Annotated in this window: 16 protein-coding genes; 6 read left to right on the forward strand and 10 right to left on the reverse strand. The window is 40.1% G+C overall.

Annotation, left to right across the window (positions count from 1 at the left end; translation table 11 throughout):
* Positions 1-48 precede the first annotated feature (48 nt).
* Positions 49-213 (forward strand): hypothetical protein, encoded by a 165-nt coding sequence (locus NSP_RS26225; protein WP_017803896.1) that lies wholly within the window; start codon positions 49-51, stop codon positions 211-213.
* 49 nt (positions 214-262) lie between these two features.
* Here the strand turns inward: NSP_RS26225 and NSP_RS06040 are convergent, their stop codons facing one another.
* From NSP_RS06040 to NSP_RS06055, 4 genes are all read right to left on the reverse strand, one after another.
* Complete coding sequence (locus NSP_RS06040; RefSeq protein WP_006195087.1) at positions 263-1,042, reverse strand: MBL fold metallo-hydrolase; 780 nt, start codon at positions 1,040-1,042, stop codon at positions 263-265.
* 81 nt (positions 1,043-1,123) lie between these two features.
* Complete coding sequence (locus tag NSP_RS06045; protein ID WP_173403264.1) at positions 1,124-1,771, reverse strand: hypothetical protein; 648 nt, start codon at positions 1,769-1,771, stop codon at positions 1,124-1,126.
* Between the two features lie 4 nt (positions 1,772-1,775).
* Positions 1,776-3,068, reverse strand: a complete 1,293-nt coding sequence (locus tag NSP_RS06050; RefSeq protein ID WP_071839276.1) for an AAA family ATPase — start codon at positions 3,066-3,068, stop codon at positions 1,776-1,778.
* 347 nt (positions 3,069-3,415) lie between these two features.
* Positions 3,416-3,802: a nuclear transport factor 2 family protein gene (locus NSP_RS06055; protein WP_006195092.1), complete on the reverse strand. Its 387-nt coding sequence runs from the start codon at positions 3,800-3,802 to the stop codon at positions 3,416-3,418.
* A gap of 205 nt (positions 3,803-4,007) precedes the next feature.
* Here NSP_RS06055 and NSP_RS06060 point away from each other — a divergent pair, with 205 nt between their 5' ends.
* Positions 4,008-4,397, forward strand: a complete 390-nt coding sequence (locus tag NSP_RS06060) for a hypothetical protein (RefSeq protein WP_006195094.1) — start codon at positions 4,008-4,010, stop codon at positions 4,395-4,397.
* A gap of 252 nt (positions 4,398-4,649) precedes the next feature.
* Complete coding sequence (locus NSP_RS06065; RefSeq protein WP_006195095.1) at positions 4,650-7,046, forward strand: WD40 repeat domain-containing protein; 2,397 nt, start codon at positions 4,650-4,652, stop codon at positions 7,044-7,046.
* Between the two features lie 330 nt (positions 7,047-7,376).
* Here NSP_RS06065 and NSP_RS06070 read toward each other — a convergent pair whose 3' ends face one another.
* Positions 7,377-7,775: a DUF6335 family protein gene (locus NSP_RS06070; protein WP_006195096.1), complete on the reverse strand. Its 399-nt coding sequence runs from the start codon at positions 7,773-7,775 to the stop codon at positions 7,377-7,379.
* Between the two features lie 317 nt (positions 7,776-8,092).
* Between NSP_RS06070 and NSP_RS06075 the strand changes: the two genes are divergently transcribed.
* The 3 genes from NSP_RS06075 (at position 8,093) to NSP_RS06085 (ending at position 10,220) form a co-directional block, all read left to right on the forward strand.
* Positions 8,093-8,497, forward strand: coding sequence for a DUF2267 domain-containing protein (locus NSP_RS06075; RefSeq protein WP_006195097.1), 405 nt, complete (start codon positions 8,093-8,095; stop codon positions 8,495-8,497).
* 108 nt (positions 8,498-8,605) lie between these two features.
* Entirely contained in the window at positions 8,606-9,703 is a 1,098-nt protein-coding gene (locus NSP_RS06080; RefSeq protein WP_006195098.1) for a DJ-1/PfpI/YhbO family deglycase/protease, read from the forward strand.
* Between the two features lie 178 nt (positions 9,704-9,881).
* Complete coding sequence (locus NSP_RS06085) at positions 9,882-10,220, forward strand: cupin domain-containing protein (RefSeq protein WP_006195099.1); 339 nt, start codon at positions 9,882-9,884, stop codon at positions 10,218-10,220.
* Between the two features lie 42 nt (positions 10,221-10,262).
* Here NSP_RS06085 and NSP_RS06090 read toward each other — a convergent pair whose 3' ends face one another.
* The 5 genes from NSP_RS06090 to NSP_RS06110 all read right to left on the reverse strand — a co-directional run bounded on the left by NSP_RS06090 (position 10,263) and on the right by NSP_RS06110 (position 15,392).
* The gene (locus tag NSP_RS06090) at positions 10,263-11,024 is read right to left on the reverse strand and encodes a condensation domain-containing protein (protein WP_006195100.1); all 762 of its coding nucleotides are present in this window, start codon (positions 11,022-11,024) and stop codon (positions 10,263-10,265) included.
* A 4-nt stretch (positions 11,025-11,028) separates the two neighbouring features.
* Positions 11,029-12,075, reverse strand: coding sequence for a type 2 isopentenyl-diphosphate Delta-isomerase (fni, locus tag NSP_RS06095; RefSeq protein ID WP_006195101.1), 1,047 nt, complete (start codon positions 12,073-12,075; stop codon positions 11,029-11,031).
* Positions 12,072-12,440, reverse strand: coding sequence for an SRPBCC family protein (locus NSP_RS06100; RefSeq protein ID WP_006195102.1), 369 nt, complete (start codon positions 12,438-12,440; stop codon positions 12,072-12,074). Before NSP_RS06100 ends, fni begins: the two co-directional genes overlap by 4 nt.
* Before the next feature lie 632 nt (positions 12,441-13,072).
* A complete protein-coding gene (locus NSP_RS06105) occupies positions 13,073-14,944 on the reverse strand; it encodes a TubC N-terminal docking domain-related protein (protein WP_042201815.1) in 1,872 nt (623 codons plus the stop codon).
* Between the two features lie 142 nt (positions 14,945-15,086).
* Positions 15,087-15,392: a phosphopantetheine-binding protein gene (locus tag NSP_RS06110; RefSeq protein WP_006195104.1), complete on the reverse strand. Its 306-nt coding sequence runs from the start codon at positions 15,390-15,392 to the stop codon at positions 15,087-15,089.
* Positions 15,393-15,584: the final 192 nt, after the last annotated feature.

Below are 15,584 nucleotides of genomic sequence, written 5' to 3' on the forward strand. Positions count from 1 at the left end.
GAAGAAATTCAGAGTAAAATGTAAGCAGCAAGAAATTTATCTGTTTTTATGAGTGTAAAATTTGATGCCGATAAGGATAAGTTACAGGAAGTCTCTAATATTAAGATAAATCAAGATTCTGAGTCTGAAAGGGTTTTATGTGATCATTGTCGGCGCACTGCTACTAATGGTATTAAATGTAAGGGCATTTGTGTGGCTGACAATGATTATTAATTTTTCTCTGACGCACCAGGCGCACCAGAGTTAGTATACCCCCTTTTGATTATACTTTTAATGCCCGCTTTTGTAATTGTAGTTCTAGGCGATCGCCTGGTTTTGGTTCTATAACTCTTGTCGTCAAATTGTTTTGATTTAGTAAGGAATTAAATTCTTCTTTGCTTCCTTCCGCTTTTAAGAATTTTGTCAGCAAACCTTCAAAAATTACGTCTCCACCCGCAGCTGTGGGAAGCATGATTTGTGGTTGTAACCACTGTGCAACTTCTAATGCGCTCTTTCTACCTTTAATAATTGGCAAACCTAAAGGTAGTGTAACATCCACAATTGGCGTAATGACCACATCAACTGGTGCAAACTTTTTAACTTCTGGGGAATGCGACCCATGAGGCTCATAGTACAGTGTTAAACCAGTGCTGACTTCTTTGAGCAAATAACCATTTTCTACCAGGTTATAACCCACTGTAGACCCAGGAACAGCAGTAATTTCTACTTGCTGATTTAAGTTGAAAGTTGCCCCATGAGCTAGAGATGTTACGGAAGTATAACCCAAACCCGGTAATAATTTTGCCGCATTGGGAGAAGCCACAACTTGAATTTTGTGGTCAAGCTGCTTGAGAGTTTCTGGATGAGCATGATCTTCCAAACCTTGAGACAGCAGAATTAGATCAATATTCTCTGGTATGGGGCGTTCTTGTGGTCGAGAACCTTTGAAAAACCAATCCAAATTACCAAAAGTTAAGGAACCCACCAGCCAAGGGTCAAGTAATATGCGTTGGTTTCCGATTTCCAGTAGCCAACTATTGCTGTCTAACCAAGTTAAGTACATAACTAAATTAAAAATAACACCTACCTTTATTATGGATGGGTTCACCTCTCATTTCCAGTTTATGATCAGGCTTTGTTGACTCTACTGCCCACTTAAACGTCGAAGCTGATCTCGAAAATAGCAGAAGCTTGGTGATTGATTATTGTCAATGTCCATAAGGGGAGATATCTTTGCAGCCCAAGTTGCTTTCTCTTTACCAATTACCTCATAAGCAAGTTTAGACAACTTCTGGGAACCACCAGAATATACTGCGTCGGCTAACTTCTCCCATGTGCCACAAATCTCATCGTTGGTGTATGAATTTAGAACTGCTTGTTTCGCACTCGGATAAGCTGCCTTCACTGCTGCTAAATCACCTAAGTACCATGCTTCTCCTTCCTCAATAGCGATGCAAAATTGTGTCTTTGGCTGAGGATGACAAGAATTGACGAGTTCAAGTAGTTCATTGCGAAAAGCACTCAGACATCGGTCATCAAGATCGCAAACGATTATGAGGACAGCAGGAAAATGAGATAATGTATTCCCGTAGCCTTGAATAAGTCGCGGCAACTGGTCAAGCAGAATTCGTTTTTTGGGATCAGAAGTAGATGTAAGATTTTTAGGAATATGACCTATTCCTTTGTAAAAATGGATCTTAAATGTGTGTTCTTCAGTATTAATAATTTTTGGAACAAGAATTTCAAGAGCAGTTTTGCCAGATTTATCCTCAATGAGTATTTCAAAGTGCATATACTCACCTGGCATCCAAATAGTCACTATACCAAAGTCCGCCCAGGGGTAAACCTTCAGAAACAAGGTTATTGATCAGAGGATCTTCACTCGATCTCTTAATTTTAGCAAATCCATCATCACCCTTTTCCAAGACCCAAACCTCGTCCGGTTCCAGGGCATTTACAAAATATGGTTGATGTGTGGTAACAAATATTTGTGACCCCCCTTGTTGACCTGTAGCGTGTTCGCGAAATTCCATCGCTAGGGTTTCTAAAAGTTTATGGTAAAGTCCATTTTCTGGTTCTTCAATGCACAAAAATGGTGGTGGTGAAGGATCTTCTAATAGGAGGAGATAGGCGAATACCTTCAGTGTTCCGTCTGACATTTGTTGAGCATAAAATGGATCTTCAAAACCCTTGTCATTGAAACGGAGTAGGAGTCTTCCATCTGGACTTTTTTCGGTGCTAATTTTGTTGACACCAGGAATTTTGCTAGATATCTTTTCAAGTATGGATTTAAACTTTTTAGGATGTTCTCTCTCCATGAACTGAACTACATTGCCCAGATTATCGCCATGAATATTTAAATGCTTTTGTGGACCAGCCAGAGGCAAACTTCGTGCAGCATCTGGAGTAAAATAGCTTAAATACCATCCTTCAATAAATCTCCGAAATCCAGAAATCCTTGGGTGTTGTTTGAGTGAGCCTAAAGTGGCAATTCCCAGTTTTCGCTGGTCTTCAAGTTCCACTACCTCGGTTTCTTTACTCTCCTCTTCTGCTTCACCTCTCTGTATTTTTTCTATTAATTGTGACAAATCAAAATCGCCTTTTTCTTCATCAACTTGTTTGCCTTCTTGTTGATCTTTCCATGCGATTCCTCTACCTTCATTGAGAATTAGAAAGGAAAAAGGTTGTCCCCTAGTTTGTTTATATCTTCGTTGTCTGAGTCTCTCCCTCTTTACATAAGGTCTTCCAGAGGAGTCAATATCTATTGCCAACTCATAGGTAATTGGTCGGGCATTATGATCCTCTTTATAATAGATATCAAACTCAATACTTCCCTCTTGTCCTTGGGAACGAATTCTCTCAAAGCCCCCACGACCACGAGAATCGCACGCTTCCTCTACTCCATTTTTCAAGCAGTCTGCAAGAAAACCAAAAGTATCGAAAATGGTACTTTTTCCCACACCATTCTTACCGATAACTGCTGTCATTGCCGTTAATGGCTTGGCATTCTGCGTGTTCCACAACTTTCCCAAAGTGATATCGCGAAGAACTCTGTAATTCCTTACCCTAAAGCCTTCTACTTTAGACATTTAAGCCCCTCTGCTCAACTAAGAGTAATCCTAGCAATTACTCCCATGATCTGACAATTAGACCGAGTTCATATTATACTTTATTCTCTTTATGCCTTTCCAGCGCGATCGCTCTTTTTGCAAACAGATTTTTAAAGTTGTCACAATCATCACAGGAATCCAATACACTAGTACCGCAAGGCGGAAGTCAAAAGTCAAAAGTCAAAAGTCAAAAAGCTTTTACGTTGGGCTTTTGAACCTTTTGAAAGGGTATCCATATTTACGCCATGCTGTACTAGCTTTTCCCAAGTAGTTACAAGTTCTTCTTGAATTGTGGGATAATTTTAGCACTCCACACGTCTGGAAATTTAAGACCGCAGTTGTGCTACCATACTTGCTGGATTCCAGTAAGCGCGCGTTGTTTGAATTTTACCAGCTGCGTTAATTTCAAAAATCGTAATTCCTTCAAAAACAACTGATTTACCCCTCTTCGTCAAACCGTGCATTGTCCACTTTACCGCAGCCTCATTACCAGCAACGAAGATATGCTCAGTTGTTGGTTCTAGTTTAGCAAAAAATGCTTGTAACTGCCCAATAAACTCGCGATATCCCTCATGTACTTTTGTTGGTGGTTCACCAACCGGGTCATGACTAATAGCATCTTCCGCAAAATTATCTACCCAGCCTTCTGGATTCATGGCTGCAATGTTAGCAAAATAAGCGCATACAATTGTTTCAATGGGTTCCTGTGCCATGATCGGATTCTCTTGGTATAGATCACAAACAGTTTTTAATTATACAATTAATTAACACACTTACATGAATTTTGTATATTAGATATTTCCATAAAATAATTAGGCGTTATCTATCACCAGATGTCTATTTATGATCATGAAAACTACCTACAGACGAAAGCTTTACCTCACAGTTAAAATGTGAGAGGTAGTGTAGGAGAAAAACGTGAAAAAAGCGGTTCTTGCCAAAATACTTATTTCATCACTCAGTTGCTTAACTCTATTTGTCCCCAGTCAAGCTTCTGCTCAGTTTTTACCACAACCTTGGGTTTCTATTGGTGAAAAAGATGGTGAAGCTACCTATGCTGTAGGAGTTAGAGCTTTAGATTTTGGGGTGGAGCTAGGAAGAGGCCCTGACGGTGCGACTGGCGCAGATGTTTTGAAATTTCTGAGTTTACCAGTGATTTCACCTTATGTAGGAGTTGGCTGGTATTCAGAAGATCAGGGTGTGGCTTTTTCTGGTGGTGTTCAAGCTGCTGCTACCGATAACGTTTTTATCGGTGCTGGTTACAATTCCGTGCGCGGTGTGAACGGTCAACTAGGAATAAAATTTTAATTTCTTGAGTTACTAATTTAACAATTACGCAATACCTCACTTCGTCTTTTTAGGCTAAGTGAGGTATTTTGCTTTCCGATAACAGGGAATTTTATTTTTTCAACAAAAATGTTTCTTAAGATAGTAGTATAGGCAGTGGATACTAACTTTATTAATGAACAAACATGAGATTACTATATAGATAGTGTCTCATAACCAGCTACTACGCATCTTTGCAGTACACTGAAAATTTTATTTAACAGGAATCTCCTTATGGAGCCAGGATTAAGGTTACTAACTCAATTGGTGATAGAGTTCACACCTGTGATTGTCACCCTCATCCAAAAGCGAACTCTAGAAAGTCTCAATACCAGTAATTCTCAATTTCCTCAAGTAATTAAAGAATTCATCCAAACTGTAAATTTACCTCTAGAAAGAGATGGTGCGATTACAGAATTTGAGCAACAAAAAACTCTGCAACAAGAATTGGCTATTTACCAACGTGCGACACAGTTAAAAATAGCAACGCAATCACGGGAAACTTCGCTAAAATTGCCAGAAATTTGCCAAATTTTTGATAATTGGCCTTTAAGACTGTATCCTTCACAAATTTTAGATTCTGGGACTAATTCTCAACGTAAACCTCTGAAAATTTTTCTGGCTCCTCCTCAAATTAAGTTTGACCAATTTGACGATAAAAATCAGGAAAATTCGGATATTGAGCTAAGTTTGGCGGAAGGTTTACGAGAGTTTCTTCATAAGCATTACTCTCTCCACAGTCCCATTCGCTCCACAGAACTTTTAGCCGGAGCTTGGGATAGTAAACGGTTTCATAGTGAATCTAGTATTAAAGCTTTGTTTGGAATGTTAAAAACAGAGCCGATTTTGATTTTAGAATCAGAGCATGATGGGGATTATTTAAATTTCAGAATTGGTTATTGGGGTTTAGGTCAGGAAACCTATTATTATAAAACAATTTTTCGTTTACCTTATCGTGAGATTCTCTACGAATCTGCTAAAAATCGAGCTTTAGAATGGAAGAAAGTTAGAGATAAACTAATATTAATGGGGGAAGATATCGCAGAAATAAATGATTTAGGCAAAGATAATGTTTTTAATTTAGAAATTTTAGAAAAGGCGGAAAAATGGCAAGATAAAGGTATTGATATTAGTCAATTATCTTTAAAATATCGAGTTAATTATCAGGATTTGCAGAAACTTTGTCAAGTGTTAATTAACTGTCATTGTTTAGTTGCTGCTTGGGTTGCGGATGCTTATCACTTGGTTGACTATGATGTGCCGCCCTTATTACCAGAGGTGCTGCCTAGTTTACTTCAAGATACTTTTAACTTACAATCTGTACAGGAACTTTTGCGGGTATACGCTACGGGTTATCAAGAAGTTTACGAAGCTTTAGAAAATGAGCGCCGTTACTGGGTTCCTGAATTGGCTTTGCAATTAGCTCAAAGTTTATCTCATTTACCTGACCCTTCTTGGGCGCAGTCTCAAGTTGATTACTCTATTAACACATGGTTGGAATTACGTCAAGTATCCCGACAGGATTTTATGAATCCTTTCGAGGCGATGCAATCAGCTATTAAGGTAGAAGATAAAGCATATCTGGAAAAGTTAAAGGAGTATTTTACAGCAGTAGGCGATAGTGAAAGGATTGCGGATGTAGATCAGCTTTTAGATGCGATCGCTGCACAACGTTCTGCCGAAATCGCACAACTCCAACACCAACTTACTTTAGCATCTCCCTCTGCCAATTATACCCTAACGGCACATTCGGGTAAAGTGACATCTGTGGCTATTAGTTCCGATGGCGAAGTTTTAGTTAGTGGGTGTGCAGAAAAAACTATCAATATCTGGAACCTTCAGACTGGGAAACAAATTCGCACCCTCACGGGTAATGAAGGAGAAGTTTCATCTGTCGCAATTAGTCGCGATAGTAAATTCCTAGCTGTTGGTAGTTGTGAACATCCCAAAAGTAATGTCAAAGTCTGGAACTTAAAAACGGGTAGACTACTGCATACACTCCTCGGACATCAAAAACCAGTCAATGTAGTTGCAATGAGCCATGATGGGCAAATTCTCGCCAGTGGGAGCCATAAAATTAAAATTTGGAATCTGCATACAGGCGATGGGCAAAGCCGCGCCGGAGGCGAACGCATTTGTACACTTTGGCATTCCTTTGCTGTTCACGCTGTAGCTATTAGCCGCGATGGTAAAATCCTCGCCAGTGGTAGTGCTGATAGTAAAATCAGACTATGGAACCCACGCACAGGTGATCCTTTACGCACCCTCATCGGTCACTCAGATGAGGTAAAATCATTAGCCATGAGTCCTGATGGACAACTTATTTTTAGTGCTAGTGCAGACAAAACTATCAAAATTTGGCAACTTTCTACAGGTGAACTTCTGCACACATTAAGTAGTCATGCAGATGAAGTGAAATCATTAGCAATTAGTCCTGATGGCAAAACCCTCTTCAGTAGTAGTGCGGACAAAACTATCAAAATTTGGCAACTTTCTACAGGTGAAGTATTGCAAACCCTGACAGGACATTCAGGAACTGTAAATGCTATTTCTTTAAGTCCAGATGGTAAATTACTCGCTAGTGGTAGCGCTGATAAAACTATCAAAATTTGGCAAATAGCTGATGATTAAAGGCGGAACCTCACCCTTGCTTTACCCTGTGGGTAAATCTTTCCCTCTCCTTACTAAGGAGAGGGACAGGTTTTGCGTAGCAGAACCAGGGTGAGGTTCAATGATTGATATTAAAGGCGGAACCTCACCCTTGCTTTACCCTGTGGGTAAATCTTTCCCTCTCCTTACTAAGGAGAGGGACAGGTTTTGCGTAGCAGAACCAGGGTGAGGTTCAATGATTGATAATTAAAGGCGGAACCTCACTCTTGCTTTACCCTGTGGGTAAATTTTTCCCTCTCCTTACCAAGGAGAGGGACAGGTTTTGCGTAGCAGAACCAGGGTGAGGTTCAGTCAATCTTTCCGTTCTGAATAATCATCAGAAGACATGGGATCTAATTCCCAGCGAGAATCATCACGCCGTTCTAAAATATCGTTGGTGTGAAGAAAAGCCTTGTCATTCATGGGTAAACCTACAGCCTCTCCTATTTCGTCAGTCACATTTTGATCAGGAGTCGGAGCAGTACCACCCACAGCTTCATCTCCTACAGTGTCCTCTTGTTGCCAATAAGCATCAACATCACCACCAGTAATTTCGGGACTGGTATGGGTATATTCCCGTCTTCTTTGTCTGAGAGTACGCCCACCAATATTGTACCCCGGCATATCCTTAACACCAGTACCGTAGGATTCGGTAATTTCTGGCGCTAAATCATCAGGATTAATTTCTTCACTATGATGATTTTTTACCATAAAAAATATTAATTTTATCTACCTATTCATCATAATGTTGCCACATCAAAACTCTGTCTCACCAAAGATGTATTACTTTAGTGATAAAAAAATATATCCCCTGAGAACGAAGATAAAATAATTGTTAGCTCATAACCTAGTAAGTGAGTATAAATTCAAAGTCAAGCCACTTGTAGTAGTTGAATCTATTATAGTTATGAGTTAGGAGTCATCAAGCCACAGAAATCTTCAATTAGTAACTTCTGATCATAACTATTTTTTAAACTCAAAATTTAATTACTGCTTTTTGGCAATTGTTAGATTAGCGGAGGTCGAAAATGGACTATAACGAATTTATTACACACGTACAAAGCCTAGCCCAATCAAATTCGCGTGAAGAAGCAGAACGTGCTACCAGTGCTACTTTAGAAACTCTCAAAGAGCGTGTCCCTGGCGATGAAGCCAAGGAAATAGCAGGAGAATTACCACAAGAACTAGGACAATGTTTGCAAGGACGAGAGGGAGAAGGTAGTGAATCTTTCAACCTGCAAGAATTTATTAAACGTGTTAGTCAAAGAGAAAATATAGAACCCACAACCACCGCCATTCATGTCCGGGCTGTATTTGCAGTCTTACAAAATGCCATTAATCCTGAGAAATTTGCCAAGTTTCATCATCATTTTTCTCATGATTACGAAGAACTCTTCGCCACATCCCCAACGGGTGAAGTTCCAGCAATGTAAGCCGCAATTAAATCAGTGAACAGTGAACAGTTATCATGCCAATATAGAACCAATTATGTTTGATAACTGATAACTGATAACTGATAACTGTATTTCTAGGGAAAATTCATGACAAATTCTCACAATCATTCCGGTAAGAAAAAAGTGGCTATCCTCATTGAAAATGGCGTTGAGGATATAGAATTTACAATCCCTTGTCATAGCTTAAAACAAGCTGGAATGGAGGTAGTTGTCCTCGGTTCACGCATGAATGAAAGATATAAGGGTAAACGAGGTAAACTTTCCGTTCAACCTGATGCTACCACCACAGAAGCGATCGCTGGAAAATTTGATGCCGTGGTAATTCCCGGTGGTATGGCTCCCGACAAAATGCGGCGGAACCCCAACACAGTCCGCTTCGTACAAGAGGCTATGCAACAAGGAAAATGGGTAGCTGCGGTATGTCACGGACCACAACTTTTAATTGAGGGTGATTTGCTCAAAGGTAGAAAAGCCACAGGCTTTAGTGCTATCCGCAAAGACATGATTAATGCAGGTGCAAATTATCTCGATGAGCCGTTAGTGGTAGACAGGAATTTAATTACCTCTCGCGAACCAGGAGATTTAGCGATTTTTACCACAGCACTCCTCAGTCGTTTGGGTTACGGTGGTAAAGATGCGGCACTTCCCGACGAGAAAGACACCAGCGCTGAATGGTGGAAACTGGCTGATGCTTGGGGTGGTTCTACCAAAGGTGAAATCACTAGAGGCTTGAATACAGCGTTGAGTGGTGAGCGTTATTCAATGGAAGCCTTGGAAAAGTATGCCGAAAAAGAATCAGATAATCAAGTGCGCGCTGCTTGCAGCAGCGCTTCGCTATCGCTCTTTCAAGAGATGATAGGTAATAGACAGCGCCACATTCAGAAATTAGAAACTTATCTCGACAGACTCGGTGAAAAGCCTTCCATACTAGCAAATATCGCCAATCAATACGCCAAAGTCAAAAGCGCTTTCACTGGTAGCGATGACATCTATCAGTTACGTTGCGCCTTGGGAGATGTGCAAACAGGTTTAGGCGATATTAGTAATTTATGTGCTATGTACACCGACCCCGTAGCAACGGCAATTTTTAAAGAAATTTACCACGATTTGCTCAAATACGAGCAGCGTTTAGCAGAGCTATATCGGGGACGCATAGGCAGTGAAATTCAGCCTCCCAAGCCCTAGACCAGAAGCGAACAAAAGATAAAAAAAATCTTCTCTGTCTGTGTCCTCTGCGTCCTCTGCGTCCTCTGTGGTTGAAAAAATATGATCACTTCATCCACAGCCAACCTCTAGAACAAGCAACCCACGCCTCCGAAATTTTCCAGCACAAAGTTGTACTCAAACCATAAGGTAATTAAATATGACTGACACAAGTGTAAAAAAAATCGACTCTAGCCATTCCCCCAAAGGTCAACTCGGTCAGAAATATCTCGCCTCTGGCAAATCTGTTTCTATGCGTCTTTGGGAAGACGAACAACCAAGCGCAGATAAACAACCTACCTCCCGCGACTATGAAACAGTTGGCTATGCAATCAAAGGCCGGGCAGAACTGCACATCGAAGGACAAATGATTTTATTAGAACCTGGAAGTTCCTGGGTAGTCCCAAAAGGTGCAAGCCATACTTACAAAATCCTCGAACCATTTACCGCAGTTGAAGCCACCAGTCCACCAGCACAAATTCATGGACGAGATGATTAAATCAGTTAACTACAGGACTTACGCAAAAACCCTCTCAAACCCTTATTCCTCTGTGTCCTCTGCGTCTGGTGTGGTATGCCTCCGGCACGCTCCGCGAACGTTATTCCGTAATTTGTGCGTAAGTCCTAAACTAATAGACGTGCAAAATATAATCTTGAATGTAAGCTGATTCTTTAGAAGGGACAAGAAATACAAACAACTGCACTTGATTTTTTTGACTGACATCAATAATGCGTGATAAAGCTGCTTCAACTTTCCCCACAGCTTCAGTCGAATATAACTAGTTTGCTGTGGTTGAGAAATTTGTCCACCTGACTTTTCCACCACCAAAGGTGTGGGAGTCGTAAAATCGGCAAGAGTGCGCCGCCAAAAATCTTCAGCCTGAGTAAAATCTTGCTGATTCAACCAATTAATATAATCACGGTAAGGGCGAGATGGAGGTAAATATAATTCTTGATTGTGGGTGATGGACTCGTAAACAGCAAAGATTTCTTTAAATATAATCGGCCAACTCCAACCATCCAGCAATATATGATGAAAGCTCCAGACAAAATTATCAGTTTCATCCGCTAACCGAAATAAAACGCAGCGCATTAACGGCGATTTGTCAAGAGCAAAATTAGTTTCTTTATCTGTTGTTAAATAAGCAGCAATTTTGGCTTGTTGTTCTGTGGGGGCTAGTAAACGTAGGACATTAATTCTGTATGATCGGCAATTTGCTGTAAAATTAAAATTCTCCAGACAAAGCGATCGCAATGAAGCCGTGAAAATCCAGGGACGTTGGAGTGAGTGAATAGTAGTCACTCATTTACACAGGTTGCAAAGCCCCAGAACTTCTCAGTTGTGCTAAAGTGGCATTGCCAGTACAAAATAAAGCAGTTTCCAATTCCGCAATCAACACCTGTGCTAATTGATCTACTGCGGCTTCTGATTGCACAGCTGCTGCTAAAAAAGGTCGAGCTAAACCGGCTAAATCTGCACCTAAAGCGATCGCTTTAGCCACATCCAAGCCATTGAGTAAACCCCCAGAAGCAATTAAAGGAAACGTCGGTGCGATCGCCCGGATAGAATTAAGACAATCGGCAGTTGGTAAACCCCAATCACCAAAAGTTTGCCCCAAACGGCGCTGCTGATCATCTTCGGCGCGTTGGCTTTCCACCTTAGCCCATGAAGTACCACCAGCCCCCGCCACATCTATGGCTGCAACCCCCGCATCCATTAACTTTTGTGCCATTGGTGCAGAAATACCATTTCCCACTTCTTTCACCACGATAGGAACCGGTAGTTGCTCACAAAGTTGGGCAATTTTCGCCAACAGCCCCGCAAAATTAGTATCTCCCCGTGATTGCACACACTCTTGCAACGGGTTGAGATGCAAAATCAGCGCATCCGCTTGCAAAGAATTGACAAGGTGTAAGCAATCATTCAACCCACAACCATAATTGAGTTGTACAGCGCCCAAATTCGCTAACAACAGAATATCAGGAGCAAAGGAACGCACAGCAAAAGTAGAAGCTAAATGCGGCTGTTCAATCACAATTCGTTGTGAACCCACCCCCATCGCTAATCGGTAGCGTTGGGCGATAGTCGCTAAACGAGTGTTAACTAACTTCGCTAATTCCGTTCCCCCTGTCATCGAAGAAATCAGCACAGGAGCGCCGACAGTTTTCCCCAAAAAACTTGTTTGCAGATTGATATCACTGCGATTAATTTCCGGGAGACAATTATGAGTAAAGCGATAGCGCTCAAATCCGCTCGTAACTTGCTGACAAGAAACATCTTCCTCTAAACAAACACGTAAGTGTTCCGCTTTGCGCGCTTCTATGTCAGTAACCGATGATACAGAAATAGTCATAATGGCTTCCTTTGGCAACTGGTAATTGGTAGCTTCAGGCGAATAGCCTCTTGAAACTTAGCAACATCAAACTCAGCAATACTGAAGACTCCGGTTTGATCAAATAGCCGGGATGAAACGCTATCTTGACAAATGTAATTAACGCGAATGTCCTCATGTAAAGATTCCCACAGCAATTGGATATTAGCTATCCGTGCCGCCTCAATGGCTGGAGTATTCATGTCCTCTGGGTTGAAAGCATGACCGTAACTGCGAATATAAAAACGACACTCTCTAGGGCCGGCGGGAACTAAAGAAAAAGCTTGGACGTGTTCTGGAAATACACTCAAAGAAAAAGGCATGGGAATTTCTTCGTGTGCCGACATCGAACAGAAAGTTTCCGGGAGAGCATCATTTTCCGCAGCAAAATCTGGTAATTCCTGTTCCGGTTCCCAAGAATGACGAGCGATCGCTACTATTATACTAGTAATGATGTTTTTTCAACAATTCTTAATATAACACATTTGGCAACATTCGACACACATATACAGTAAAGCAGAAAGTTTTACTTTGAAGAGCGATACGGCTTTAGCCGTTAGCTTCGCTATGGCAATTCCTTCTCAGCCCAATCCGATAAGTATTTTTCTGCCTTCCTGCCTTCATCAAGTATCAATACTGGACTTTAGATTAGAAAATGCGATCGCCATAGGTTCAAATTGAACCCAGATTAAAGGAGTACGAAAATTATCCTTACCCCATACAGCTTTTTTACTCTAATGTCAGTAAATCGCAAAGTTTTTTTGGTTCTTCGGTTAAGGAACGGATTGAACTCGATAAACCTCCCCCTCGACCTAACTGAACGCCGATTAGACATCAGGTGAAAATTCAATATGCTTTTTCTAAAACCTTCGTAGAGACCTTCTCTAAAACATCTCCCTTGCTTATTTATCAGCGTTATCTGTGCCTGGAGTGGTTAGTTTATTCGCTGAATTTATTTCTGATAAATCCTTAAATTAACTCAACATTTTTCTACCTTAGCCTTCAGAGAAGCAAAATGCTTACCACCTAACTCGATTTGCCCCTCTGCACATCCAGTTTTCAATCTTTCCACAAGGTACTCCAAATCATCTGCGATAAAATTTGTCCCATGATCTGGCTCTACTAGGCTGACCAAAGACATATTTGTTTTCCCTTGATTTGCTAAACTAGAAATACCCAAAAAATTGAAGATTCCCGATTCATAAGTACCACAAGGTACAGAAGGGTTATCTACTCCCACACAGTATTCATGCGGTTTAAACCAATCAAATGCCGGATAGCCGTGAAAATGCACAATTGGCGCACCATCTTTAATTAAATTTGGTGCATATAAAGCCGCAGACAGACTAATCGCCAGCATCACGTAAATATCATAAGAAGGTTTGATATCTACCTGATTTGTCTGAATGCCTTCAGGTAATTCCAGATATAATTTTTCTTTCAAACCAATTCTAATCACATCACTGGCAATATTCAAATTGGTTTTATTTGAGCCTGAACGAGCGCTAACCAGCCAAATATCAGGAATTTGCTGAAATACATCTTCTCCTTGTATTTTGGTTTTGAGATAACGTCTACCTTTTTCATTTTGACGAAGTTCATTGCTACTAAATCCCTCCACAGGTGATAAACTTTCCCATTCAGTTATCTTTATTTCCCTAGCACCAAAATATTGCGGAGGTTCAGCATAAGCTACAAAACCATAAGAAACACCTGTTCTTCCGTTCACTATAACATTGACAATATCTCTGTGAGACTTCCTTTTAATTACTTCATTGAGTTTAAAACCAGGAGGAAACAGACCTGTTAATGCTAATTCTTGACCCAACTTTACTAAGTTTTTAGCATAGCTAGATTTTTCTGGTTGATACTCCCCAATTTGAAATCTGTTTAATAACAGTGGGGAAATGGGGACAAACACTTTGGGAATTAGTGACTTTAACACAAACTCTTCTATTTCTTGTTTTGGGAAAACAGAGTCGGAAAGATTCATATTTAAAATAGAAATTTTATCAATAGCAACTCCAATGACAATTTCCGAAAAAGTCCTAACTAGAGTGTTTAAACCAATATTAATTTTTTCTTGATATGGTATTGACTGGTTAATGAAATCATGATCGATTTTGCTTAAAACTATTACCTGAGTATTAGTAGGGTCCTCAACATATTTGGCCGCATGGTCTTCAGCCCAACTACTAAACTTGGCAATATTTACTACCGAAACTTCTCGTTTTTTTAATATCCAATCGCAATAAAATTTGTACCAAGTTTCGGCGGCTAAAATCCCCACTTTTCTCATAAAAGATGGAGGGTTTTCTACATCAATAACAGCATGAATTTCGGCTATAATACCCCTAATCTTCAAGCTTTTTTTTCTGTTAATTATCGGGAATACTATATCGTAGTTAAACTCTGTGGTTGCTTGCTCCCAAGGCACAATTTTGACACCATATTCTCTGAAATGATTTTCTAATTCTTGGCGGAATTGCAAAATTTCTGAATTTTTATAGTTCTTAGGCAAAGGTTTGAATGTAACCTTTAACTGTTGAGCCATCTTTTTAGGGTCAATAATGGGTGGCTTATATTCCACAGTATTTTTCCCCACAAATCCCCCGATTAAACGTCCAATAGTTTGCAAGTTTAGCCCCTGCATCAAAGGCATAACTTCCGCATTTGTAGTGGTATCCCGCTCACGGATAAAAGCCAGAATCTCTGTTTTGTAAGCTATGAGGTTTGCCTGGATTTCTGGTGTGATTATACCCTTGGGACAACGAATCTTAAGTTTGTCATTATCAACCCAAAGATAAACACCTTTTTGAGTAAGGTTTGTTACAATTTCTGATGCATTCATAGTTTCAAAATTTCCCAATTTTTGCAAAATAGTAGCAATTGTTGTAGGGTGTCCACTGTTTCCCATTCGTTCAAACCCTTATTTATACGTTGTGGACAGTTCCTACCTGATGATTATTGAGAATGGTGTAAGATATCAGTAATTAAATCTGAAATATCTCTGACTCGGAACCTTCCAAGTCTTCGATTAAACGTTTAGACAGTGATGCAATAGTGGGGTAATGCCACAGCAACATAGGAGACAGACTAAACCCCAAAAAATTCTCTGCTTTATTTGCCAGCATCATCGCCTGGGCTGAATCCAGCCCGTAGCTATCTAAAGGTTCTTTAACATCTATTTCATCGGGTTGAACACTCAACTGTTCAGCAATTTGAGAAACTAGCCAAGCTTCAATTTCTTCTACACTATAAGATTTAATAGCATTTGGATTATGAGTAGATTGGTTCATTGTTTTACCTTTAAAGTAACAGTATCTGGATAGGAATACCGGTGAAAATAAAATACAGATCCTGCTCTTATTTCGTTAGCAGAAATCACTTATTTATCTCAGCAATCAATTGTTAATTTTTGTTCAATTTTGAACTGACAAACATGAAAAATATAAAGCATACAATTGTTCACTCTTTCTGTTAGCAATCAT

The sequence above is a fragment of the Nodularia spumigena CCY9414 genome, assembly GCF_000340565.2.
GTDB classification, from domain to species: domain Bacteria; phylum Cyanobacteriota; class Cyanobacteriia; order Cyanobacteriales; family Nostocaceae; genus Nodularia; species Nodularia spumigena.

What these genes read in the sequence shown, in the direction of transcription:
- NSP_RS26225 (WP_017803896.1), top strand. Translation starts at nt 49, where the DNA reads ATGAGTGTAAAATTTGATGCCGATAAGGATAAGTTACAGGAAGTCTCT.
- NSP_RS06040 (WP_006195087.1), bottom strand. Translation starts at nt 1,042, where the DNA reads ATGTACTTAACTTGGTTAGACAGCAATAGTTGGCTACTGGAAATCGGA.
- NSP_RS06045 (WP_173403264.1), bottom strand. Translation starts at nt 1,771, where the DNA reads ATGCACTTTGAAATACTCATTGAGGATAAATCTGGCAAAACTGCTCTT.
- NSP_RS06050 (WP_071839276.1), bottom strand. Translation starts at nt 3,068, where the DNA reads ATGTCTAAAGTAGAAGGCTTTAGGGTAAGGAATTACAGAGTTCTTCGC.
- NSP_RS06055 (WP_006195092.1), bottom strand. Translation starts at nt 3,802, where the DNA reads ATGGCACAGGAACCCATTGAAACAATTGTATGCGCTTATTTTGCTAAC.
- NSP_RS06065 (WP_006195095.1), top strand. Translation starts at nt 4,650, where the DNA reads ATGGAGCCAGGATTAAGGTTACTAACTCAATTGGTGATAGAGTTCACA.
- NSP_RS06070 (WP_006195096.1), bottom strand. Translation starts at nt 7,775, where the DNA reads ATGGTAAAAAATCATCATAGTGAAGAAATTAATCCTGATGATTTAGCG.
- NSP_RS06075 (WP_006195097.1), top strand. Translation starts at nt 8,093, where the DNA reads ATGGACTATAACGAATTTATTACACACGTACAAAGCCTAGCCCAATCA.
- NSP_RS06080 (WP_006195098.1), top strand. Translation starts at nt 8,606, where the DNA reads ATGACAAATTCTCACAATCATTCCGGTAAGAAAAAAGTGGCTATCCTC.
- NSP_RS06085 (WP_006195099.1), top strand. Translation starts at nt 9,882, where the DNA reads ATGACTGACACAAGTGTAAAAAAAATCGACTCTAGCCATTCCCCCAAA.
- fni (WP_006195101.1), bottom strand. Translation starts at nt 12,075, where the DNA reads ATGACTATTTCTGTATCATCGGTTACTGACATAGAAGCGCGCAAAGCG.
- NSP_RS06100 (WP_006195102.1), bottom strand. Translation starts at nt 12,440, where the DNA reads ATGTCGGCACACGAAGAAATTCCCATGCCTTTTTCTTTGAGTGTATTT.
- NSP_RS06105 (WP_042201815.1), bottom strand. Translation starts at nt 14,944, where the DNA reads ATGAATGCATCAGAAATTGTAACAAACCTTACTCAAAAAGGTGTTTAT.
- NSP_RS06110 (WP_006195104.1), bottom strand. Translation starts at nt 15,392, where the DNA reads ATGAACCAATCTACTCATAATCCAAATGCTATTAAATCTTATAGTGTA.